17 protein-coding genes are annotated in these 24,467 nt (G+C 62.7%); 10 read left to right on the top strand and 7 right to left on the bottom strand.

The window, feature by feature from the left end:
- Positions 1–4 precede the first annotated feature (4 nt).
- The 3 genes from EKO19_RS00845 (at position 5) to EKO19_RS00835 (ending at position 6,114) form a co-directional block, all read left to right on the top strand.
- Positions 5–1,087: a FecR family protein gene (locus EKO19_RS00845; RefSeq protein WP_129774524.1), complete on the top strand. Its 1,083-nt coding sequence runs from the start codon at positions 5–7 to the stop codon at positions 1,085–1,087.
- A gap of 114 nt (positions 1,088–1,201) precedes the next feature.
- On the top strand, positions 1,202–4,042 hold the full coding sequence (locus EKO19_RS00840; protein ID WP_175596914.1) for a TonB-dependent receptor: 2,841 nt from the start codon (positions 1,202–1,204) through the stop codon (positions 4,040–4,042).
- A 2-nt stretch (positions 4,043–4,044) separates the two neighbouring features.
- The gene (locus tag EKO19_RS00835) at positions 4,045–6,114 is read left to right on the top strand and encodes an Atxe2 family lasso peptide isopeptidase (RefSeq protein ID WP_129774522.1); all 2,070 of its coding nucleotides are present in this window, start codon (positions 4,045–4,047) and stop codon (positions 6,112–6,114) included.
- Here EKO19_RS00835 and EKO19_RS00830 read toward each other — a convergent pair.
- The 3 genes from EKO19_RS00830 to EKO19_RS00820 form a co-directional block, all read right to left on the bottom strand.
- The gene (locus tag EKO19_RS00830) at positions 6,111–7,706 is read right to left on the bottom strand and encodes an AMP-binding protein (protein WP_129774521.1); all 1,596 of its coding nucleotides are present in this window, start codon (positions 7,704–7,706) and stop codon (positions 6,111–6,113) included. The genes EKO19_RS00835 and EKO19_RS00830 overlap by 4 nt on opposite strands.
- 132 nt (positions 7,707–7,838) lie before the next feature.
- Complete coding sequence (locus tag EKO19_RS00825; protein ID WP_129774520.1) at positions 7,839–8,882, bottom strand: serine hydrolase domain-containing protein; 1,044 nt, start codon at positions 8,880–8,882, stop codon at positions 7,839–7,841.
- A gap of 2 nt (positions 8,883–8,884) precedes the next feature.
- Entirely contained in the window at positions 8,885–9,601 is a 717-nt protein-coding gene (locus EKO19_RS00820) for a GntR family transcriptional regulator (RefSeq protein WP_129774519.1), read from the bottom strand.
- A gap of 205 nt (positions 9,602–9,806) precedes the next feature.
- On the opposite strand from EKO19_RS00820, the gene EKO19_RS00815 reads away from it, so the two are divergent.
- From EKO19_RS00815 to EKO19_RS00785, 7 genes are all read left to right on the top strand, one after another.
- Positions 9,807–12,161, top strand: a complete 2,355-nt coding sequence (locus EKO19_RS00815) for a TonB-dependent receptor (RefSeq protein ID WP_129774518.1) — start codon at positions 9,807–9,809, stop codon at positions 12,159–12,161.
- Between the two features lie 7 nt (positions 12,162–12,168).
- The gene (locus tag EKO19_RS00810; protein WP_217705060.1) at positions 12,169–13,464 is read left to right on the top strand and encodes an MFS transporter; all 1,296 of its coding nucleotides are present in this window, start codon (positions 12,169–12,171) and stop codon (positions 13,462–13,464) included.
- Entirely contained in the window at positions 13,451–14,737 is a 1,287-nt protein-coding gene (locus EKO19_RS00805; protein WP_129774517.1) for a hypothetical protein, read from the top strand. The genes EKO19_RS00810 and EKO19_RS00805 overlap by 14 nt, the downstream gene beginning before the upstream one ends.
- An 11-nt stretch (positions 14,738–14,748) precedes the next feature.
- The gene (locus EKO19_RS00800) at positions 14,749–15,360 is read left to right on the top strand and encodes a glutathione S-transferase family protein (protein ID WP_129774516.1); all 612 of its coding nucleotides are present in this window, start codon (positions 14,749–14,751) and stop codon (positions 15,358–15,360) included.
- Positions 15,361–15,445: 85 nt separating this feature from the next.
- Positions 15,446–16,276 (top strand): hypothetical protein, encoded by an 831-nt coding sequence (locus tag EKO19_RS00795; RefSeq protein ID WP_129774515.1) that lies wholly within the window; start codon positions 15,446–15,448, stop codon positions 16,274–16,276.
- A gap of 12 nt (positions 16,277–16,288) precedes the next feature.
- Positions 16,289–19,045, top strand: a complete 2,757-nt coding sequence (locus tag EKO19_RS00790; protein WP_129774514.1) for an MGH1-like glycoside hydrolase domain-containing protein — start codon at positions 16,289–16,291, stop codon at positions 19,043–19,045.
- Positions 19,046–19,132: 87 nt separating this feature from the next.
- Positions 19,133–20,167 carry a threonine aldolase family protein gene (locus tag EKO19_RS00785; protein ID WP_129774513.1) on the top strand — a complete coding sequence of 345 codons (1,035 nt, stop codon included), beginning with the start codon at positions 19,133–19,135 and terminating at the stop codon, positions 20,165–20,167.
- A 16-nt stretch (positions 20,168–20,183) separates the two neighbouring features.
- Here EKO19_RS00785 and tam read toward each other — a convergent pair whose 3' ends face one another.
- The 4 genes from tam to EKO19_RS00765 form a co-directional block, all read right to left on the bottom strand.
- The gene (gene tam, locus EKO19_RS00780) at positions 20,184–20,945 is read right to left on the bottom strand and encodes a trans-aconitate 2-methyltransferase (protein WP_129774512.1); all 762 of its coding nucleotides are present in this window, start codon (positions 20,943–20,945) and stop codon (positions 20,184–20,186) included.
- Between the two features lie 148 nt (positions 20,946–21,093).
- A complete protein-coding gene (locus EKO19_RS00775; protein WP_129774511.1) occupies positions 21,094–22,650 on the bottom strand; it encodes a class I adenylate-forming enzyme family protein in 1,557 nt (518 codons plus the stop codon).
- Positions 22,647–23,957, bottom strand: coding sequence for an MFS transporter (locus tag EKO19_RS00770; protein WP_157995044.1), 1,311 nt, complete (start codon positions 23,955–23,957; stop codon positions 22,647–22,649). Before EKO19_RS00770 ends, EKO19_RS00775 begins: the two co-directional genes overlap by 4 nt.
- Positions 23,954–24,442, bottom strand: coding sequence for a MaoC family dehydratase (locus EKO19_RS00765; protein WP_129774509.1), 489 nt, complete (start codon positions 24,440–24,442; stop codon positions 23,954–23,956). Before EKO19_RS00765 ends, EKO19_RS00770 begins: the two co-directional genes overlap by 4 nt.
- Positions 24,443–24,467 lie beyond the last annotated feature (25 nt).

The following is a 24,467-nucleotide window of genomic DNA, read 5'->3' as shown; positions in this document are numbered from 1 at the left end:
CGCTATGACTGGCAACACTTTGAACCCGCAGATTTCCGAAGAGGCCGCCGGATGGCTGGTCGAGTTCCGTACTGGCGAACTGGAGCCGGCCCAGCTGCAGCAGTTCGACGCGTGGGTGCGCACGTCTCCCGAACATTTGCGGGCCTATCTGGAGATGGCCGCGATCTGGAACGAAGGCGATGGTCTGGATGCCGGGCAGCAGCTTTCCTCTGCACGGCTGTTGGTGGCGATTCAATCCGAAGAGAATGTGGTTCCAATCGCTGCGGGAGTTCGAACGCCGCCAGCGCGGCGTAGATCCGAGGATGGCCCGGGCACGCGCAGGAGATATCTCGCTGCGGCGGCAGTGGGCGGCGTGCTGATCGCGGTGGGATTGGTCGCGACCCTGACGCTCGGTCGCGCGCCTGCGTATGCCACGGATGCCGGCGAGCAGCGCACGCTGGCGCTGGCCGACGGGTCGGTCGTGACACTCAATTCGCGTTCGCGGATTCGCGTGCGCATGTCTGCGCACCAGCGAGAGATCGATTTGCTGGAAGGGCAGGCGCTGTTCAAGGTAGCGAAGGATCCGGATCGGCCCTTCATCGTCGGCAGCGACCGCACCTATGTGCGGGCAGTCGGCACTCAGTTCGACGTCTATCGCAAGGACAGCGGCATCGTCGTCACGGTCATCGAAGGAAAGGTGGTCGTGTCGGGCGCGGCCTCTGAGGTGAAGGATGCTCCAGAGCGAGCGGAGAATGCCTCCTCGCCTGGCGCGAAGGCGACCGGCGGAACACCGCTCGTCGCGGGCGAGCAGGTCACGGTGACAGACGCCGGTCCGGGCAGCGCGGTGCTCGCGGAGCTTCCGGTCGTCACCGCCTGGACGCAGCGGCAGTTGATATTCCAATCGACGACGCTCGCCGAGGTGGCGGAGGAGTTCAATCGTTACAGCACTCGCAAGCTCCTCGTCGAGGAGCGCGCGGCGACGCCGCTGCGTCTGAGCGGCGTGTTCTCCATCGATCCGCAATTCATGATCGGTTATCTGCGCAGCCGTCCGCACGTCAGCGTGATCGAACGCGGCGACCAGGTTCGAATCGTTCACGATGACGGCTGAATATTTTTCCGCCGCGGCGGGGTATCGCCCGCGGCAATTTTCTCTCTACAGCGCATGAAGCCGTCGCCATACCGGTCGACGGCCGTACAGCCTCAACGAAGGCGGGGAGAGTTCATGCGCTCGAGTCTGGCCATTGCCATTGCCTGTGTTTCCTTTGCCGGCACGACGTTCGCCGCAGATTCATGGACCGAAGCGCGCAGGCCGACGAACATCGTCGCGCAGGATCTGGGCGCGGCCTTGCAGGCATTGGCCAAGGAACGCGGCTTTCAGATTGCCTATGGCGATGAGCTGAGCAAACTCAAGACCAAGGGGGCGTCCGGCGAGCTCACGTCGGTCGAAGCGCTGGCGCAGCTGCTGCGGGGAACCGGCTTCACCTACGTGATCTTGAACGAAGGCGGCGTGAGCATCGTGCCGATGGAACGTGGCTCGCGTCGCGAAGGGCTCGATCCCGATCGCGACATCATGGAGGTCGTCGTCACCGGCACGCATCTGCGCAAACAAGGCGAGCCCACCTCGATGCTCACGACGATCAGTCGCAGTGACATCGATCGCAACGGCGGCGCCACGGTGCTGGAAGTGATCAGCCGCCTGTCGCAGGCGTCGGTCACCAACGATGAGTCCGGTGCGATGTCGGCCGGCGCTTCATCCACGATCCAGCTGCGCGGCATGCCGACAGGTACGACGCTGTTGCTGATCAACGGACATCGCGTCTCTGCATCGCCTGCCGTTGCCGGGTTGTACAACGATCCCTCGATGATTCCCGCGGCCGCGGTCGAGCGCATCGAGATCATCAGTGGCACCGCCTCCGCCATTTATGGCTCGGACGCCATGGCCGGTGCGGTGAACATCATCCTGCGCGATTCGCTCGATGGAATCGCCGCCGATCTGCGCTATGGCGACAGCAGCGAGGGTGGCGCCGCCGAGCGTCGTGCCAGCTTGAGCTATGGCGGCTCGGCCGGCGCGGTTTCCTGGATGCTGATTGGCGATGCATTCCATCGCGATCCACTGTTGGGCTCGGAGCGCGCGCTCACATCGGACTCGGACTATCGGCGTTTCGGTGGCCTCGACCGGCGCTCGACCTCGAGCTATCCCGGCAATGTTTATTCTCTGGACGGCACAGCTCTACCCGGATTGACCAGCACGCGGGCAGGTATTCCTTCGAGTGCCGCGGGCACGGTGTTGACACCAGCCGACTTCGCCGCGACCGACGGAGTATTGAACCGCGAATCAGTGATTTCAGCGTATCCGCTGCTGACGCAGACCAATCGAAATACATTGCTGGCCACAGGCAAGCTCTCGCTGGACAGCGGAGCAATTGTATCCGCTCAGGTGCTGCTCGGAGAGAACGAGGTGTTCATGCCGGCGGCACCGGACAGTTTGTTCTCCGGCTCCGTTGGTTATTTCACCGTGCCCGCGACCAATCCGTTCAATCCTTTCGGCGAGGCGGTGGGCGTCGACTATCGGTTCAACGAGCTCGGCAATCGAGAAGATCATTACGAGACCAAGTACACGCGCGCGCTGCTGGCCGGTGACAATATCCGGCTCGGCCGTTTCGATGTCAGCGTCAGCGGGCTGTGGGATCGTTCCCGCGTGAACACGCAGCTCGACAACTACATCGACTATGCGTTGGTGCGGCAGTATTTGAATTCCAGCGATCCGGCCGTTGCCCTCAATGTATTCTCGACGTCGCCGAACAATCCGGCGACGCTGGCGGCGATTCGATCGCATCGGACCATCGAAGGCGAAACGAAGTCCATGCAGGGAACGGCAGTTGCGCGGACCGAGTTCGCGCTTGCCGAAGCGGTGAGTCTGCCGATGGCCTTCGGCGTCGAGCATCGGACCGAAGATCTCGAATACTACGGTGTGGTTGCGGACCGCGCGGTCACGTCGGGCTTCGCGGAGCTGGCACTGGAGCTGGGCTCGACGCGGCTCGGTGCGCCGCTGGTGGAGTTGAACACGGCGGCTCGTTATGACGATCACGACGATTTTGGCAGCAGCTTCACGTATCGCTTCGGCGCCAGCTGGTATCCCTGGGATCGAGTGCGACTGCATTCCAACTACGGCACGGCATTTCGTGCGCCGTCCTTGTACTACTTGTTCGCGCCCCGCCTGACGCAGACGACTACGGCTGTCGATCCGGCTCGTGGCGGCGAAGTGATATCGGTGATGGGAACGTCCGGCGGCAACCCGTACCTCGACGCGGAGAAGGGGACTTCGTTCGATCTGGGCGTGACCCTGGATCTGCCCGCCATCAATGGCGCGGTTTCGGTGAACGCCTTTCGGGTGAGCATCGACAACACCGTGCAGTTCTTCAGCTCAGCCACGTTGCTGGAGAATGAGAGCTTGTTCGCCGAACGTATCGTGCGGGCGGCGCCGACGCCGGCCGATGTCGCGCTCGGCTATCCGGGACGCATCCTTTCGATGGATACCACGCGCGTGAACTTCGGAGAGCTCACCAGCGAGGGGCTGGATTTCCAGGCGACCGCAGGCGCGAAGTTGTTCAGCGACAGTTTGAACGGCTCGCTGATCGTGAACGGCACGTACGTCGATAAATACGAGAGTGCGTTGATCCCCGGCGCGACAGCGACCAGCCGTGCGGGGCGGGCGAACTTGTCCGGCTTCGCACCGCGCATGCGAGCATCGGCGACCGCCATGCTCGGTCACATCAGCGGCTTGAGCGGCAGTCTGACCTATCGATATGTCTCATCGTCCATCGACTATGCGGGCACCGGGCGGCTGGGCCCGTACCAGTGGCTGGATGGTCAGATCACCTGGACCAAAGCGGATGGCCTGGGGCCGCTGTTGTCCCGTGAATTCAAAGTCACGTTGGGTGCAACCAACTTGACCAACGAGATCGGCGGTTACTCGAACAATACATCCATCGCGCCGTATGATCTGTTGCAGGCTGACATGCGCGGACGCTTCTGGTACGTCAATCTCTCGCTGGGGATGTGATCATGCGCACCGGTATGTTGCTTGCGGGCCTGTGCGCCACGCTGTTGTCGATTCATGCCGTCGCCGGTACCCGGGCCATCACGGCGATGGATCTGCTCACGTTGAGCGAGCCATCGGCGCCGACGATCTCGCCGGACGGTCGCTGGCTCGCGTATCAAGTCACACAGGCGGAGCTTGCGACCAATGACTATCGCTCATCCTGGTTTGCGGTGTCGACGACCGATTCGAGCGACGTGAGAGCGCTCGGCTCGGCGGGGCAGATTTCCTATGCGATGCCGGGGCGGCATGCCACTGGATTCCCGGCACTGCGCGAGCCGCAGTGGACGAATGATTCCACCGCCATCGCATACTTGATGACCGTGGCCGGGCAGACCCAGCTCTGGATGAGCCGTCTCGAGGATGGCCTGCAACGGCAGCTCACGCACAGCGAGGGCGACGTGCTCGACTTCCGCTGGGATCGCGATTCGCACAGCGTGATTTATGAACGTGGTCCTGCGCGCGATGCGCAGGCCCGGTATTCGAGCGAGGCGGGCAAATCGGGTTACATCATGTCGGAGTCGCTGCAGTCCTATTACGGAGCGGGCCTCACCGAAATCGATGGGACAGTGGAACGCGTGGCCCCGCTCGAAGGCAACGGCTATCGCGTCTACGACTTGAAGTCCGGTGCCGAGCGAGTTGCCACCCAAGCCGAGTGGGATGCGCTCGGATCGCGCGTCGGGGGGCTCGAAGAGGCGACGTACTATCACACGCCGCATCCGACGAATTCGATGGTGGCCTTCAGTCGCCCCGCGCCGGGCATTCGCTTTCCAGACCAGCGCCATCCTTCGCAGCTTGCCTTGTTGAACCCGCGTGATCGAGTTGTTACGGCCTGCGAAGATGCACTCTGCACCGGGCGCATGGCTGGCCTGAGCTGGAGCCGTGACGGACAGGAGTTGTATTTCCAGCGCCGCGAACGTGACACCGTCGATGCCACCGCCTTTTACGCATGGTCGCCCACGAAGGGGAAAGTGCGACGCATTCTGGTGAGCGATGACTTGCTGGTGGGCGCGCGCGCTTTGGCGCCATCTGGCTGCGCGATGCGTAACGACCTGGCGTTCTGCATCCATGAGGCGCCGACACTTGCACCTGAGATCGCGCGACTCGATCTGCGGACCGGCAAGTTGAGTCGGTGGGTGGATTTGAACCCAAGGATGCGGGAGGTTCGTTTTGGGCGCGTGACTCGCATCGAGTTCAAGGATGCCAACGGCACGCCGGCGTTCGGGCACTTCGTCGAGCCGCCCGGCGGCAAGGCATCGCCGGCGTGTCCGCTGGTGATTACGTTGTACCTGTCGCGAGGCTTCTTGCGAGGTGCGGTGGGCAATGAATATCCCATCCATCTGCTCGCCGAGCGTGGGCTGTGTGTGCTGAGCGTCGATCGGCCCGAGAACCGCCTCGCCTATGCGCAGCTGGATCACCCGGAAGCGATGCGACTGCTTCATCATGACGGGCGGGATCATAAAAGCGTGCTCACGGCGTTGGAAGCTGCTGTCGAGCAACTCACCGAACGTGGCTGGATCGATCCCAAGCGCGTCGGCATCTCGGGCTTGAGCGATGGCGCGGACAAGGGGACATATGCCATTTCTCATTCGACCAAGATTCATTTTGCCGCGGCGGCGGTCAGCGGTGCCGGCAACGATCCAGTCATTCATTACTATGGCGGACCGCAGTATCGCGACAAGGACTCGCTGAGAATCGGCGACCCGTTCGGTGACGCGCAGGCGGCATGGCGGGAGCTCTCGCCGATGTTGAATGCGTCACGCATCGAGGCGCCGTTGCTGATCCAGGCATCGGACTTCGAATATTCGCTCGCCGTGCCGCTGTTCCTGACCTTGAAGGAGGCGGGCAAGCCGGTCGAGCTCATTGTCTATCCGCAGGAGCGGCATCTGAAGACGCAGCCGGTGCACCGGTTGCGGGTCTATCAGCGCAACGTCGATTGGTTTGGCTTCTGGTTGTCGGGCCGCGAAGATCCGGATCCGGACAAGCGCGAGCAATACCTGCGCTGGCGGGCGTTGCGAGCGCCGATGAGCGACTAGCCGCCGCCGAACGTCGCGCGCAGACGGATCTTGTCGATCTTGCCCGTGGCGGCGAGCGGCATATTTGGCACGCGCACGACGGCGTCGGGAATCCACCAGGACGCGACCCGGCCGCGTAGCGAAGCGAGCAGATCCTGATCGGAGATGTCGTGGTCCTCGCGCATCTCCACCAGCAGGATCGGCCGCTCGCCCCATTTATGATCGTTCCGGCCGATCACGGCGGCGAGCGAAACTTCGGGCAGTGCGCAGACGACGGCCTCGATCTCCGCGGGATTGATCCATTCGCCGCCGGATTTGATCAAGTCCTTGGCGCGTCCGGTGATCATCAAATTACCTCGAGCGTCGATGCGGGCCAGGTCGCCAGTATCGAACCAGCCGTCCGCGCCGATCGCCGGGCCTTGCTGGCCGAAATAGCGTTCGATGACTGCAGCTCCTCGAACGTGCAGGCGGCCTTCCTGTTCGCGCTGTTGCTCGAGCGGCTCGCCGTTCGGATCGGCGAGCATCAGGTCGACGCCGAGCGCGGGGCGACCGGACACCGCGGCTTGGCGTACTGAGTCGCTCATCACACCGAACGTGCCGACCGGGGAGAGCTCAGTCATGCCCCAGCTCGTTTGCACTGGAACGCCGAGTTGTTTCTCGATTCGTTCCATCAATGCGGGCGGCATGGGCGCGCCACCGACGACGATGCGCTGGAGCGATGGCAACTTCGCGCCAGTGGTTTCCAGGTGCTCGCACAACCCGAGCCAGACCGTGGGCACGCCGACCGCGATCGTTACTTTCTCTGCCGCGATCAGTCGCGCGAGACTGGCGCCGTCGGCGTGACGGCCGGGCAGCACGAGCTTGCCGCCTGTGGCAGGCACCGCGAACGGCAGCCCCCAGGCATTCGCATGAAACATCGGTACGACGGGCAGCACGGTGTCGACGCTCTTCAGTCCGAGCACATCGGCTTGTAACAGGCGCAACGTGTGCAGAAAGCTGGAGCGGTGAGTGTAGGTGACCCCCTTGGGGGCGCCGGTCGAACCCGAAGTAAAACAGAGGCCGCTCGGCGCGCACTCATCGAAACCGCCCCATTCGAAGTCACCGGTCGTGCGTTCGATCAACGACTCGAGCGTCAGCAGTTCAACGTTAGCGGGCCCTTGGCCGGTCGCGTCGGCATCGATCACCAGGATGCGTTCGAGATGCGACGCGTCCGCGGCGACCTCGATCGCCAGGGGCAGCAGATCGGCGCTCACGATCAGAATCTTTGCACCCGACTGCCCGAGCATCCAGGCGAGTTGCGTCGAGGTGAGGCGCGGGTTGAGCGTGTGACACACGGCGCCCATGCCCATCACTGCATACCATGCTTCGACATGCGCCTGGCTGTTCCACGCCAGCGTCGCGACGCGCGAGCCCACGACGACGCCGAAGTCACTCAACACCCGAGAGATCTTGCGCGCGCGTTGACGAAGTGATGCATAACCGACGCGACGGTTGGCGCCGCTCTCGCTGGCGGTGACGACCTCCACCTCGGGATGCCACTTCGCCGCGTGATCGAGAATCCGGTGCAGCGTCAGCGGAAATGCCTGAATGCTTCCGTCAATCGTCACCGGCACGTCTCCTGCGCGGGCGGCAGGACCGGTGCGGTCACGCCGACGTTCCAGTCGACCATCGCGCTCAAGGCCGCCAGGCCGAGCGCCGCTACGCGGTGCGCGATCTCCATGAGGTCCCCCAGTTGTGCAGTCGTGTCAGCCGACGACCTTCATCAGGCGCAGCCAGAGTTGCTGGTCGAACTCTTTGTCGCCGGCGTCCGCGCCGGTGCGCACCACGACCAGTTTGCGACTGGGGACGACATAGAGACGACGATCGAACAATCCGAACGCGGCGATCGTGTCGGTGGGAGCGGCGGGGATCAGCGGGCCATCCTTGCGTCCGATCAGCGCGCGCACTGAGTAAGCGCCGCCGTTCAACCACCACAAGCGACCGTACGCGGGGTTGGTGGTCGAAGGCGTGAACATCGCCTCGAGATTGGCTTCGGAAACGATGCGCTTGCCGTCATTTGCAACGCCGCCGTTGAGAATCATGAGTCCGAACAGCGCGGTGTCGCGCGGCGTGGTGACCAGACCTGTGTCGTTGCCGACTGAGGCGAGCGCGGCGGGGCGTTGGCGCCAGGCGGTTTCATTCATTCCGGCTGGAGCGGTGAGCCACTCGCGCGTGAGGGTGTCGAGCGACTGATTCGCAGCGGCCGCGACGATACGTTTCGTCACTGCATACACGGGAGTGTTGTAGTAGAAGACCGTGCCCACCGGCGCTTCGTAGCCGAACTTGTCGTTGAGGCCCGAGCTCATCGTCAGCACGTCGATGACGCGGATCTTTGTTTCCTGCTCCGGCGTCGCCTTGGACCAGCCCGCTCCGAGGTAGGAGGAGACGGGCTTCTCGATATCGATCAACCCTTTGTCGATGGCGATGGCGACCAGCACCGAGACGAAACTCTTCTGCTGAGAAGCCACGTCCTCGAGCAGCGCGCCTCGTGGGTTCTTCCCGTAAACGAACATCGAGAATTGCCGGTTGTCCGCGGGCGCGGGCCAGTTCTTCTCGATCAGCACCTTGCCGTCCTGAATGACCAGGAAGCCGGTGGTGTTGCGATTACGCAGATAGTCGAGCAGGTTGGTCATCGCCTGCGACGGCTCGCTCGACGCCGTCGTTACAGGCGACGCCGGCGCTACTGACACGATCGCGCTGGCAATTGCGGTTGCCAGCAGCAGAGCCTTGAGGTGCGATCGGACAGCCATTGTCAGCCTCGGTTGTTCGCTGCGCGACGCCCGTGCGCCAGCATGATTCGAGCGACTTCGCCTTGCATGAAATAGAGAATGTCTCGCGCGGCCTGCGCCGCCTCGTTCGCATCGCGAGCGATGAGCGCAGCACGCACGCGACGCCAATGCTCATAGGGCCCCGGGCCGTTCGCGGTCAATGCGAGCGCGACATACGAGAAATGGAAACGCGTCTTGCGGCGAACCGATTCGATCATCCTCTGCGCGTCGCGACTCGCCGATTCAGCCATCTCGCTGAAGATGGCCTCGCTGACCTCGATGATCTGTTCGGCCGGCGCGCCGCTCGCGGCGTCGCTCAGCAAACGATCGATGTCGACGAGCATGTGTCGAATCGCCGCGTCCGAAGCGCGCAGGCAGGCGAAACGAGCCGCCAGGCCGTAGAGCGCCGCGCGAGTTTCATAAAGATCGAACACTTCTTCGGCCGTGGTCGCGAGAACACGCGCGCCCCGGTTTTCTTCGAGCTCGATCAAACCGTCATCGGCCAACTCTCGGAGCGCGCGGCGAACCGTTGAGCGTCCGACGCCGAATTCGCTGCACAACCTCACCTCGCGCAGCCATTCGCCGGGCGCAAGCTCACTTTTCTGGATCTTCTGTCGCAGGGCATGGGCGACATCGTCCGCAGTCATCGCCGCGGGCGCCGCGCCGTCGTCCTGAGCTGCAGATTCTTTCTTGTCGCTCAAAAGGTTACCTCTCACTCAAGCGCGGTTGTGCCCGAGCCGGGGCCGGCCGCCGCAACGGGTGACATGATAGTCACAATCTTGATTGTCGTACAATCTGGTTGACATTGTCGTTCGCGTCGCGGCATTGTAATTAGGATTGTTGAACAATTTCATCGAAATTGACGCTCAATCGGCACAGCAAGAACAAACGCCGTTAGGGGGATGCATGCTCAATGCTTTGGTCACGCCCGCAATCCTGGCTGTCGTCGTCGCGACGCCGGCTCTCGCTCAGACGCCGGGCGCCACGCCGCAGTCCGTCGACAGTAACGTCGAGGTGCTCGAAGCCATCGTCGTCACCGCGCGCCGTCGCGAGGAAAGTATTCGCGATGTGCCGGGCACGATCTCGGCGGTGACCGCGGAACAGCTCGAATCGAAAGGACCGATCGCGGGCAGCGGCGACTTGCTCAACACCGTGCCGGGGGTGCGTTTCAACGATGTGGCGAGTGAGAACCTGGCCGAAGTCTCGATTCGCGGCTCGGGCACTCAGCGTGCGACCGGTGCGGACTCCGGCGTGGGCTTGTTCGTCAACGGTGCCTATGCCGGAAGCAGCACGCTCGGTGGACGTAACTTCAAGGCGCTCGATTATTTCGATCTGGAGCGGGTCGAAGTGTTGGAAGGTCCGCAGGGCGCACTCTATGGACGCAACTCCGAATTCGGCGTGGTGAACCTCATCCTCGCCAAACCGAAGTTCGAGAACAGCGGCTACGTCCGCGACATGTGGACGTTCGATCTCGACCAGAACCGTGTCGCGGGCGTGATCAATCAAACCCTGGGCGATACAGTCGCGGTGCGCGTCGGCGCGGAACATTACGATCAGACAGGGGGCTTCTACTACGACCCCAACCACGACAAATATTACGACAGCAGCAGCGGCTTCACGGCGCGCGGCCAGATTCGCTATCGCTCCGGCCCGCTGGATGTGACTTTGCTGGTCGATGGGCAGGATCTGGAACTGCCGACGTTTGTAAACAGCCTGCTGGTGCCGGCGGGCGGTGTGAATGCGCAGATCCCGCGGGGTTATCAGCAATCCCGATTCGTTCTGCCGCACACCGGCGACGACGGGATGCAACAGAAGGTCAAGCGCAGCATGCTGCTGGCGAGCTACGACCTGAGCGACCACTGGACGCTCGAGTCGACCACCATGGTCACGGACTGGACCTCGAATCAGCAATACGCCGCGGCCATCGACGTGGCGACGGCGATCGAGATGCGCCAGCAGGGCCAGATCGGCATCTGGCCTTACGGTCAAGTCCGGACCAACGTCCGGGACCGCACCCTTTATCAGGATCTGCATCTTACGGGTAAAGCCGCGGACGGCAGCCTGTCGTGGATCATCGGTGCGGAAGGCCTCTCGCAACGTGACGACTATCAATTGCTGGTGGTTTCTTCGCCGTGCGCGTTCACGCTCACGGGGAGTTTCTGCAGCGGCACGCCGAGCCAGCCGGTCTGCGTGCGGCCGTTGCCCACGTCGATCAATTGTCCGACGCCGTTCCCGCTGATCTACGGCACCGATGCTCGCACCAAACAGAGCATTTCGTCGTATGCGGGCTACGCATCGCTGCAATACGCCATCGGCGACTTCACTCTGGTCGGCGAGGGGCGTTTCACCAAGGATTCCAAGGAAGCGACTCAGGGCATCACGGCGCTCTACACCACGACCTATACCAAGATTCCCACGACCTACAAGTTCGACGCGGACGAGCCCGCGTACACGTTCACAGCGAGCTACAAGGTTCCCAGCTTCGACAGCACGTTGATCTATGCCAAGGTCGGCACCGGCTATCGCGCGGGCGGCGTCAACAACGGCACGTTCAATGCGAACGCGCCGAATCCTTTCGTGTTCACTTACGACAACGAGAACACGACCGGCTACGAAGCCGGCGTGAAGGCCAGCGTCATGCCGAACATTTTCGTGCGTCTGTCCGGCTATCTGTCGCGCACCACCGATGCGATCACCAGCCTCAACGACGGCTGCACCGTGACCAATGCCTGTGGCGTGGGCGGACAGTTCTTCACCGTCAATGGCGGCACGATCGAGGCCCGCGGCGTCGAAGCTTCGGTGGACGCGCGTTTCCGTTTGGGCCAGGGCGTGCTGTCGACCAATCTCAGCGCGACCAATCAGAAGGCGGAATTCGACGAGGTGCCCACGGGCGTGTCGGGGCTGCCCATCCAGGGATCGCGGGTCGCGCAGATCCCGGATTGGACGTACTCCGCGGTGGTCGACTATCGGCAACCGATCACGGCCAGCGTCGACGCGTTCATCAATGTGAGCTATTCCGGCCAGCGCGGCGGCGGGCAGGATACGGTGACGGTGGCGACGCCGTTCATTCCGCTCTCCGACTTCGATATCTTCGGAGCACGTACCGGACTCAACTTCAACAACGTGCAAGTCGCGGCGTTCGTGCGCAACTTCACCGACGAGGAAGTGCAAGTGCTCAAGTTCACTCAGGCGGGTTACCCGCTGTCGGCGCGGTTCAACAAGCCGCGTACTTACGGCCTCAGTGTCATGTACAGCTGGTGAGCGGGCCTTGACCAAGCTGCCGCCGCCTGTAGGTAAACCCAACGTCAAAGTCGTCGCGATGGCGTCCGCGGGCGCCGCGGTCGAGTGGTACGACTTTTTTATCTACGGCACGGCGGCGGCGCTGGTCTTTCCGAAACTGTTCTTTCCGCCGGATCTGCCGCAGTTCGTCGCGCAGATCGCGGCGTTCAGCACGTTCGCGGTGGGCTTCATTGCGAGGCCCATCGGTGGAATGCTGTTCGGGCATTTCGGCGACTTGCACGGACGCAAGCGGGCGCTGGTGCTCGCCATGATATTGATGGGAGCATCGACGACACTGATCGGGCTATTGCCGAGCTATGCGACGGTGGGCAGCCTCGCGCCGCTGCTGCTCGTCGTATTGCGCTTCGTGCAAGGGCTTGCGGTCGGCGGGCAATGGGGCGGGGCGGCGCTGCTGGCGATCGAAAGCGCTCCGCCGGACAAGCAAGGCTTCTACAGCAGCTTCGTGCAGATCGGTGTGCCTCTGGGCGTCGTGCTCGCGAACGCCGTCTTTCTGCTCGCGAGTGCGCTGATCGAGCCCGCTGATTTTCTGGTCTGGGGCTGGCGGATCGGTTTCCTGATCAGCGTCGGCCTCATCGTCATCGGCGTGTACATTCACTTCAACGTCGCCGAGCCGGCGGGAACATCCAAGCCGGTGCAGGAGAGCGAGCCGGCCGAGAGACCCTCACCCATATTAAAGGTGTTGCGTGGCCATGGCCGTGAGGTGCTGCTCGCGGGCGGCGCGTTCGTCGCCAACAACGTCTGTTTCTATATCGCGATCACCTATGCGGTCGCGTACGGTACCGCCACCGTTGGGATCGCGCGCGAGGTGCTGCTCTTTGCGGTCATGATCGGCAGCGTGGCGATGATTCCGGCGCTCATTCTGTGCGGTGCCTTGTCGGATCGCTTTGGCCGGCGGGGGATTTTCCAGCTCGGAGCGATTCTGTCGGGGCTGTGGGCCTTCGCGGTCTTTCCGCTCATCGATTCCACGTCGCCGGTCGCGGTCACGCTGGCGATCACGGTGGCCCTGGTGTTCGTCAGCATGATGTATGGGCCGCAGGCGGCGCTGTTCGCCGAGCTGTTCCCCAGGGACGTGCGCTATTCGGGCGCGTCGCTGGGATACCAGATCGGCTCGGTGTGCGGCGGCGGCTTTGCACCGATCATCGCGACGGCGTTGTTCGCCCGTTATCAGTCGAGCGGGCCGATTTCGATTTATCTTTGCGCCATGTGCGTGGTATCTCTGATCAGCATCTTGTTACTGGGACGCAGACAGCATGGCACGCACTAGCAGGCGAACGTTTCTCGTGGGCAGCGCCGTGCTTCCGGCGACCGTCGCGATGGCAAAGCCGCCCGTCGACTTGCAGGCGTCGGTGGCCAACGATCTCGACAAGTACATTGGCTTCGGCATCAAGCAGGCGGGCGGAGCGGGGGATACCGCTTGCGGTCACTGGCTGGCTGCGGAGTTGGAGGGCTTGGGCTACCAGGTCGAGCGACAGGAGTTCGCGACGCCCTTCTTCGAACCGGCGCGCAGCGAACTGATCTGCGGAGATTCCAAGGCAGCGCTCTGGCCGCAGCCCATCGTCGTCCAGACCGGGCCTGATGGAATCACCGGCCCGCTGGTGCACATCGATCCAGCCGGCCGAGCTGAGGCTTCGCTCGCGGGCGCGATCGCATTGCTGGACTTGCCGTTCGGGCGTTGGTCGTCGGCGCTTGCGAAGCCGATTCGCGAACCGATCACTGCCGCGTTCGCGGCGGGGGCCAAGGCCGCCGTCGTGATCACCAACGGTCCCACGGGCAAGATCATCGCGCTGAATGCGGACGGTCGCGCTCCGATGTTTGGCGGCCCCGTTGCATTGATCGCGCCGGAGAATGCCGCACCTTTCCTGACAGCGGCGATGCGCCGTGCGCCGGCGACAATGGTGATTCGCGGCAATGGCGGGCAACGTCCGGCGTTCAATTTTGTGGGCCGGATCAATCGCGGCAAGCCGCGCTGGTTGGTCGTGTCGACGCCGCGATCAGGTTGGTATGTGTGCGCTGGGGAGCGCGGTCCGGGTGTCGCCGCGTGGTTGTGGCTGGCGCGTTGGGCGAGTCAGGCAGTGCAAACTCACAACCTCGCTTTCGTCTGCAACACCGGGCATGAATATGAGTATCTCGGCGCCGCGGAGGCGCTCAAGACGTTCACGCCCAAGCCCGCCGATACTCATTTCTGGCTGCATCTCGGCGCCAACGTCGCCGCGCGCGACTGGCACGAAGGCCTGGGGCAGTGGCGGCCGCTGCCCAGCGTGGACACGCAACGATTCCTGTCGCTCAGCCCGGCGCTGGTGCCGCTGGCTCGCGAGGTGTTTGCCGGTCATGCCGGGCTGGAGGCGCCTTATTCGAGCGACACGTTGTCGGCGGGCGAGCTTACTGAGATCATCGCGGCGGGTTATGCGCCGGCCGCCGGGGTGTTTGGCATTCATCGCTATCACCACGTTGCCGAAGACGACGCACGCTGCGTATCCGCAGCCAGCGTCGCTTCGACCGCCGTCGCGTTTCAACATTTCATTGAAAGGCTGATCTGACGACACCGGCGATGATCGAGCTCTATCACTGCACCGACGCGCGTTCGTTTCGCGCGCTCTGGGCCCTGGAAGAAATGGGCTTGCCGTACCGCTTGCATCAGCTGCCGTTTCCGCCTCGTCTCCGGCAGCCCGATTATCTCGAACACAATCCGCTCGGCACGATTCCGCTGCTGATCGACGGCGAGGTTCGAATGACGGAATCCGCGGCGATCCCGCAGTACCTCGCGACACGTTACGGTCCTACGCCGCTGGCCGTGGCGGTGGATGAGCCCGACTATCCACTCTGGCTCGACTGGCTTCATCGCAGCGAGGCCACGCTGACGACGCCGCTGGCCATCATCTTTCGATATTCCCAGTTGGAATCCGGCGAGCGTCGTCTGCAACAGGCGGCGGACGATTACACCCAATGGTTTCTCTCCCGCCTGCGTCATCTCACCCGGACGTTGAAACAGCGCGACTGGCTGTGCGCCGGGCGCTTCACGATGGCCGATCTGTGTGTCGGCTACGCACTGCTGTTCGCCCGGAAACTGAGCTTGGAGCCTAAGTTCAGCCCGGAAATTTCCGCCTATTGGGAGCGCCTCAGCAGCCGGCCGGGCTTCGTCGCCGCCAAAGCGCGCGGCTGAAGTCGTTGATGGGTGCCCGCTGTACAGATTCGCGGGCGCTTGCAGCATCTCTAGCCTGTGAGAGGGCAGCGAACATGAGATGGCCATGCGAATTCAAGAATTCCCTCGCGCTGTCGCGGTGGTGGTCGCAATAGGGCTCATATCGCTCGCGCGCTCCGCAGCCGCGGAGCAATGCAACGAATGCATTCCCGATCATCCACTGATGTCCGACGCGTGGTACTTCAGTGCCGGGGCGATTTACGCTGAGTCGAATGTCACAGCAAACCTCAACCGCGGCATCGTCGGCACGCTCATCGACTTCGAGGACGACTTCGGTCTGGCCAAGGACGATACCGTCGGCCTGTTCGACGCGCGCTGGCACTTCACCCGGCGCTGGCAGCTGGAAGTCGAATATTTCAAACTGGACCGCAGCAACGAAAAGCAGACCCAGCGCGTCATCGACTGGGGCAACCTGAACATTCCGATCAATTCGGTCGCCACTGCCACCTTCAACTTCGAGGATTTCAGGGTCAGCGTCGGCTACGCGTTCTTTCGCAGCAAGGATAAGGAAGTCGGCCTCGGTCTGGGCGCGCACGTCGCCAGGCTGGAGGCGGGACTGTCGACCAGAAATCTCGGCTCCGATTTCGCCAGCCAGACGGCACCGCTGCCGTTCATCACTCTTTATGCGCGCGTGGCGCTGGCGGATCGGTGGCTGTTGAACATGCGCGTGGATCGGCTCTCGCTCAGCACCGGCAATATCGACGGTGACGTGTTCAGCAGCGGCGTGGACCTGATCTATCAGCCCTGGCGACACTTCAGCGTCGGCCTGGGGTACCGCGACACCAGCTTCCAGGTCGCGTCCACAAAAGAGGATTGGCAAGGCAAAGCGCAGATTCAGACCAGCGGTCCGACGCTGTTCATAGCCACCTCGTTCTAGGCAGCAGCGCTCATGAGTGCCGACGCCGAGTCTCATCGTTTGCGAGCTGCCCGCGCGGGGATTGCGGCCTGGCGTCGCTGGGGGCCGTACTTGAGTGAGCGCCAATGGGGAACGGTGCGCGAGGATTACAGCGACAGCGGCGATGCGTGGAATCACCTGACTCACGATCAAGCGCGTTCCTACGCTTACCACTGGGGCGAGGACGGCATGGCGGGCTTGTGCGATGACCGCCAGCAACTCTGCGTGGCGCTGGCGTTGTGGAATGGCACCGACCCCATCATCAAGGAACGGCTGTTCGGTCTGACCAACAGCGAAGGCAATCACGGCGAGGACGTGAAGGAATATTACTTCTATCTCGATTCGACGCCGACCCACTCGTATCTGAAGTATCTATACAAATATCCGCAGCGCGCCTACCCCTACGACGATCTGGTGCACACCAATCGCGCGCGGCGTCGTGACGAGTTCGAATATGAATTGCTGGACACGGGCATTTTCAACGAGGACCGCTACTTCGACGTGTTCGTCGAGTACGCCAAGGCGTCGCCCGAAGACCTCCTGATGCAGATCACTGTCTGCAATCGCGGCCCGGACGCAGCCGCTTTGCATCTGCTGCCGACTTTCTGGTTCCGTAACACCTGGACGCCGTACGGCACCAGCCCCCGGCCGGTGCTGCGACGGATCTCGACCGGTGCGTCGGGCAACGTGATCCGGGTTTCACATCCCCAGCTGGGTGAGCGATTCATCTATAGCGAACGGCCCGCCGAGCTGTTGTTCACCGAGAATGAGACCAACAGCGAGCGTCTGCAGGGGCAGCCGAACCGCACGCCGTATGTCAAGGACGGCATCAACGATTACATCGTGCACGGCCGTTCGGAAGCGGTCAATCCCGAGCGTTTCGGGACCAAGGCAGCGGTGCACTACACGATCGAGGTGGGCGCGGGCGAATCGCAGGTCGTGCGGTTGCGTCTATGTGAGCGCGCGCCGGCGCAGATCGTTTCGTCTCGGGATCGATCCAACGAGATGTTTGCAACGAACTTCGACGATGCGTGCAACGAACGCAAGCAGGAGGCGGACGAATTCTACGCGAGCGTCATTCCCCGCTCGCTCGACGACGATGCCAGGAGCATCGTCCGTCAGGCGTTGGCGGGCATGCTCTGGTCGAAGCAGTTCTACTACTACGACATCGCGGCCTGGGTGCAGGAGCGTCGCAACTTCGGCCGGCAGATACCGCGCAATTCGCAGTGGCGCCACATGCACAACGCCGACATCATTTCGATGCCGGACAAATGGGAATATCCGTGGTACGCAGCCTGGGACCTCGCATTCCATATTCTGGCGCTGACGCTGGTGGACGAAGACTTCGGCAAGCAGCAGCTGGACCTGATGTTACAGGCCACGTACCTGCACCCGAGCGGCCAATTGCCCGCGTACGAGTGGAACTTCGGTGACGTGAATCCGCCGGTGCATGCGTGGTCGACGATCTTCACGTATCGGCTCGAGGCGGCAACGCGCGGCAGCGGCGATGTCGATTGGCTGGAGCGCTCTTTCCATGCGCTGCTGTTGAACTTCACCTGGTGGGTGAACCGCAAGGATCGCGACGGCAAGAACGTATTCGAGGGCGGCTTCCTCGGCCTCGACAACATCGGTGTGTTCGATCGCAGCGCGCCGTTGCCCACCGGCGGTCATCTGGAACAAGCCGATGGCACGGCGTGGATGGCGCTGTTCTGTCAGAACATGCTGGAGATCGCCATCGAGCTGACCCTGGCGCGACCGACTTACATCCGGATGTGTACCAAGTTCGCCGAGCATTTTCTGTGGATCGCAGCCTCGATGGTGACGTCGCAGGACGGCGTCGGCATGTGGGATGAGGACGATGGATTCTTTTACGACGTGTTGCAGCTGCCCGATGGCACGGCTCAGCGACTGAAAGTTCGCTCGATGGTGGGATTGCTGCCGTTCTGCGCGGTCACGGTTTTCGATGGACGGCTGGTGGAAAAGTATCCCGAAGTGGGGCACGCGCTGCGCGATTTTCTGGTGTCGCATCCCGAGCTGATGAGCGCCATCCACGATCCGAGCAGTCGCGGCCAGCACGGCAGACTGATGGCCTCCATTCTCGATGAGACCCGGCTGCGACGCGTGCTGGCGCGCATGCTGGATGAGCGCGAATTTTTCAGTCCCTACGGGATTCGTTCGCTGTCCAGAGCCCATTTGGATCGGCCCTATCAATTCTGGGTCGGCGGGCAGGAGTATCGGGTCGGCTACCTGCCGGCGGAATCCGACAACGGCATGTTTGGGGGCAATTCCAATTGGCGTGGCCCGATCTGGATGCCGGTGAATGGACTGATCATTCGCGCATTGATTCAGTACTACACGTACTACGGAGAGGACTTCACCGTGGAGTGCCCGACGGGCTCCGGGCGGCACATGAATCTATACCAGGTGGCGGAGGAGCTGGCACGAAGGCTCGCTGCGATCTTTCAGCGCGACGCGAACGGCCGACGCCCCGTTTACGGCGGCACTGAAAAGTTTCAAACCGATCCGCACTGGCGCGACTACATTCAGTTCTACGAGTACTTCCATGGCGACAACGGCGCCGGACTCGGCGCGAGCCATCAAACGGGGTGGACGGGCATCATCGCCCGCATCATGCAACTGTTCGCCCTCCTGCCGGCCGACCAGTTGCTCGAGAGCGGCGCGCGCGCCGTGATGAAGGAGGTGAAGGAGCGCAGGCACGAGCCGGTCGCACCTGTCGCGAAGCGGATCTGAGCCATAGAAGGTGCCGGGAATCAGGTGTCTGCCTTGCTCGCGGCGCACCGCGTCGTTAGCATCGCCGGGCCCCACGGAGAGCCCCTGATGTCCCAGATCATCGATGCCCGCAGCGATACCGTCACGCGCCCGACCCCAGCCATGCTGGAAGCAATGATGTCCGCCGAAGTCGGCGACGACGTCTACGGCGAAGACGAAACTGTCAATGCGCTCCAGAGCAAGGCGGCCGATCTGTTCGGAATGGAAGCGGCGCTGTTCTGTCCGTCCGGAACCATGACCAATCAGATCGGCATCCGGGTGCACACGCGCCCGGGCGACGAGGTCATTTGCGATGAGCTGTCGCACGTGTACCTGTACGAAGTCGGTGGCATCGCCGCCAACAGCGGCGCGTCGGTGCGCTTGTTGAAGGGCGATCGCGGGCGATTCACGGCGGAACAGGTCCGATCCCAAGTCAATTCCCGGACTGACGTGCACGCCGCGTGGTCGCGACTCGTCGTAGTGGAGAACACGGTGAACAAAGGCGGCGGTGCCTGCTGGGACTTTGCCGAGCTGGAACGAATCCGTGGTGTCTGCGATGAGCGTGAGCTGGCATTGCATCTGGACGGCGCGAGAGTCTTCAACGCCATCGTTGCCCGTAACGAATCGCCACGCGACTACGGCCGCGTGTTCGACACGATTTCCATCTGCCTCTCAAAAGGCCTCGGGGCGCCGGCGGGCTCGTTGCTGCTGGGGCCTCGCGAGTTCATTGCGAAGTCCGCCCGGTTTCGGAAGATGATGGGCGGAGGCATGCGGCAGGCGGGCTATCTGGCCGCGGCGGGTCTATACGCGCTGGAGCACAACGTCGCCCGACTGCGCGACGATCATCTGCGAGCGAAAACGCTGGAACGCGAGCTGCAAGGTCTCGCGTACGTGTCGAGTGTGTTGCCCGTCGAAACGAATATCGTGATCTTCACCCTCGATGCTCACCTGAACACCGAGGACTTCCTGCGGACGCTGCAAAGCCATGGCATCAAAGCGGGCAGCATGGGCGGGTCGACGATACGCTTCGTGATGCATCTCGATATCGGCGACGATCAGGTCAGCGCGCTGGTCGAGAAGTTGCGGAAGCTGAAAATCGCATAGAGCTGACGGGAGCGGGTCAGCGCGTGGCCAGGAGGAACAGCCGGGGAAATGGCAGCAGCACCCGTCCCGATTCGAGCGCGGGGTAGGCGGTGGTCATCTCTCGCTCATAGGTCGCCAGAAATGTTTGCTGCTCATCGGGCGTCAACGGCGCCAGGAAGGGACGCAATGCGGAGCCTTTGAACCACTCGACCAGGGCCCGATGATTTTGCAGCGGATGGAAGTACGTGGTTTGCCACACGTCGACGCGACTGCAGATGGGCTGGAGCAGCGAGTAGTACCAGCGCGCATCATGGCGCTCGGGATGAGTGACGTGTCCGATCTTGTTTGCCCAGGCGCCCTCGGTGGCAACCTGCCGTGCGATTCGATGCGCGGGCTCGTTGAGATTGTCCGGCGTCTGGATCGCGAGGCATCCACCCTCGGTCAGTTGTGAGACCAGTCGCGGATACAGAGATCCGTGGTCCGGCAACCATTGGAGCGAAGCATTGGCGAGGATGACATCCAGCGGGCGCGGCGCGTGCCAGGTTGCGATGTCGGCAACTTCGAATGCGAGCTGCGGTAGCCGCCGTCTCGCGCTGTCGATCATATCCTCCGAGCTGTCGATGCCGCTGATGATCGCCGACGGATAGCGTCGAGCGAGCACCTCGGTCGAATTGCCGGGACCGCAGCCGAGATCGACAGCGGTAGCGACGTGATCCAGTGCAATGGCGTTGACCAGGTCCCGCGAGGGGCGGGTGCGCTCATCCTCGAAAGTACTGTATTGTTTGGCTGACCAGGTCATGGTGGGGCCACTTTACGTCGGGAGGTTCACCTTGCCAATCGTCAGGCTCCAATTGCGGTCTGCCCGCACGGCGCTGGTTCAGCCGTGAGTGAAACCCTCCGATATCCATCTGTGGCGGGTTCGTATACCTCTATCGCTGAGGACGCCGTCAGTCTTTATGGGTGACGCCGCGCTCGGCCCAATCGCGCAGTGTGCGCTTATCGACCTTGCCGATCGGGAGCAGTGGCAGCTCGGCAACCAGGACTATGCGCTTGGGCAATTTGTAGTTCGCGAGCCGGTCGCGACAGTACTGTTCGATCTGTTGTGTCGTGATCGATTCACGGGCCACGACGTAGGCGACCCCGACTTCCTGCCAAAGGGGATCCGGAATGGAGACGACCGCGGCGCTCGCTACACTGGGATGCGCTTCGATCACAGTTTCCACTTCCCGCGGATACACGTTGTAGCCGCCGGACTTGTACATCTCTTTCAAACGCCCGATCAGCCGGATTCGTCCGTCGGATCGTTGTTCGCCAAGGTCACCGGTGCGGAAGAAGCCGTCGGATGTGAATGCAGCGGCGGTGGCGTCCGGTCGCTGCCAGTAACCGAGAAAGTTACATCGGGAGCGCACCTGGATTTCCCCGGGATGGCCGATTGGGATCGGGCGGCCCTGGTCGTCGACCAGTCGAACTTCCGAGCCGGGCCTCGGGTGGCCCACGGTGTTCGCGAGAACGTCGAGGTCGTCCGTGGGCTCGACCATGGTAATCGCGCTGGAGGTTTCCGTCATGCCGTAGTTGGTCGCGAGTTTTGAGCATAGGGCTCTGAGGCGTTCGATGGTTTCGCGGGGCATCGCCGCGCCTCCCCAGGCGATCAGCTGCACGGAAGAGAGATCGAACTGCGCAAAGTTCGGCAGCTCCAGCTGCATTTGGAACACACTCGGCACGGAACCCCACAGCGTGACGCGCTCACGCTCGATCAGTTCGAGACACACCGCCGGATCGAATTGCTCGAGCATGACCTGTGTGCCACCGGCCACCAGGCAAGGCATCATGCAATCGACGACGCTGCCGATGTGATTGATGGGGAAATAGTTGATGACCCGGTGGGGCGAGAGCGGCCAGAGCGAATTGCAGAGCATTGCGAAATCGACGATGCCGCTGTGATGGAGCAGGGCGCCTTTGGGTGTGCCGGTCGAGCCCGAGGTGTAGACGAGCAGGCACGGATCCCGGCTGTCGACATCAGCGCGTGCCTGCTCCAGCTGTCGCGCATCGATGCAGTTGCCGCGGTCGAGAAATGCTCGCTCACTCGGGTCGTCGAACAGAACGACCTGCTCGAGCGATTCAGACGACGCGCGAAGTGCATCGATTTCGGTGTCGTAGCAGCGGCCGAGCAGATCGCGGCGTGCAAGCAGGAGCTTTGCAGCCGCGTCGACCACACAGTGCTGCAACTCGGGCAGGCGATAGCGCGGGTTCAATCCCAGCCAGATGGCGCCGATGGAAGTTGCGGCGAGCAGGCTCACCACGAAATCGGGATGAGGCGTCGACAACGTGGCTACGCGATCGCCTTTGCGCACTCCGGCGGCCAGCAGCGCGGCGGCGAGACGATCGACCCGCTGCTCGAGTGAGCGATACGAAATGCGATGCTCGCCGTGAACCAGCGCAACCGCGTGCGGATCGCGAGCGGCATGCCAGCTCACATAGTCGCTGATTCTGGTCAGCGTCGTCATTGCGAAGGCCCCAAAGAGCGTAGCGTTGCCATCGAGCCCATCATGAGCAAGCCGGATGCCGCGATCGTTACGACTGGCAGAGCGGTGTCACCGCCGGAACCTGCAATCCACAACGCCAGGCCGGTGATCGTCGGGCCAAGGGCCAGGCCGAGCTTCTCTGTGGCAGTCCACAGGCCCGTCAATGTTCCTTCGGCAGAATGATTTTGCGCGCAGCTTGCGCGAATCAACGTGGCGACCAGCGTGTAAGGCAATACCTGCATCGCTCCAAACGGAATGCCAAGCAGCGCGAATACGAGCAGAGCCGAAAGCCAAGGAGCATGCAGCAGGGACAATGCTCCGACAGCGAGCGCGGCAAGTGCATAGAGAGCCACAGCCATTTGCAACATCCGCAGTTCGCCGTAGCGTCGCCCGAGGCGGCCCCACGAAGTTACCGTCACTGTTGTCGCAATGAGCATGACGAACAGAGCGGTCCCGATGTCGCTTTCGCTGCGGCCGAAGTAGTGTGTGACGAAATATGGGATGGCGGAAGTGACCGAGCCGCTTGCGGACAGTAGCAACAGATACGCAAAACCTAGTTGGAGAAACGAACGGTCTCGCAGCGCTCGCCAGAACACGCTTTGCTCGCGATGTGACTTTGTGGCGATGGCGGAGGAGCGGGGCATATCCCGACCGCGCAGCATGGCAATCGGTCCCGTCATGGCCAACGCGCAAGCGATGGCGACGCCGACCGACATCGATGCGTAGCCGATGCGTCCGCCGCCATGGAACGTCACCAGCCATGGCACCAGTCCCGCGCCGGTCAGGATACCCAGCATGACGACGAACATCCGCCAGGCGATCAGGCGAGCGCGTGCATCCTCGTCGTCGATGAGCTCGGCGGGAATGGCCACGTAAGGAACCGCGAATAGCGAATAGAGCGTGGCGAGCAAGAAATAAGTGATGCCGACCCAGACGCCGGTGGCGAGGACATCGAGGGACGGCGGGCTGAACATCGCGACGAACGCGAGTGGCATGCCGAGCGCGCCGACGATCATGAAAGGTCGCCGGCGACCGAAGCGGGTGCTCGTGCGATCCGACCATGCGCCCACCCAGGGATCCCAAAGCATCGACCAGAGCTTGGGAACGAAGACGATGAGCGTCGCCCAGGCCGCGGGCAGCGCCAGGATCTCGGTGCAGAAGTAGAGCAGGATGACAGTCGGCACCGTGGAGAAGACGCCGGTACCGAATGAGCCCGCTGCATAAGCAGCGGATGCGCGTCGTGTCGGCGAGGCGCGGCTCCAACTTGGATCGAGATCCACGGTGCTCACGTGTTGGGCGGAACCCAAACGGTGAGCCACTGAGCGACGAGAGCGGGGCGCGACTCGCCTTCGATCTCGACTGTGCAGTCGAACGTGGTGATCAGCCGCCCGCGCTCGTCCGTCTTACGATCGAGCATCTTGAAGCTGCCGCGGATCCGGCGACCGGTTCGTACCGGCGCCACCAGCCTGATGCGATCGAATCCGTAGTTGAGGTAATACCCAGAACGGCGCGGATCGTGCGCGCCGCGAACGCCCATCGAGCCATGCAACAGATGAGTCAGCAACGAGATGGTCAGAAATCCAAAGGCAATGGTGCCCTGATAGGGGCTGTTGGCCGCCGCCCATTCCGGATCGATATGCATCGGATCGGGATCGAGCGTGGCGTGACCGAAGGAGTCGATCATCGATTGCGACACGGTGAGCCAAGGGGAAACCCCCACTTCTTCGCCAGGCGCTAAACGGTTCAGCGTGTCTTCAACCTGTGCTTCCGGCATGTGTCTCACTCCGCGGGCTCGCCGC

This window comes from Peristeroidobacter soli (assembly GCF_004138485.1).
GTDB classification, from domain to species: domain Bacteria; phylum Pseudomonadota; class Gammaproteobacteria; order Steroidobacterales; family Steroidobacteraceae; genus Steroidobacter; species Steroidobacter soli.
The sequence above is the reverse complement of the archived record's forward strand: the minus strand, read 5'-3'. Positions and strand labels throughout refer to the sequence as shown.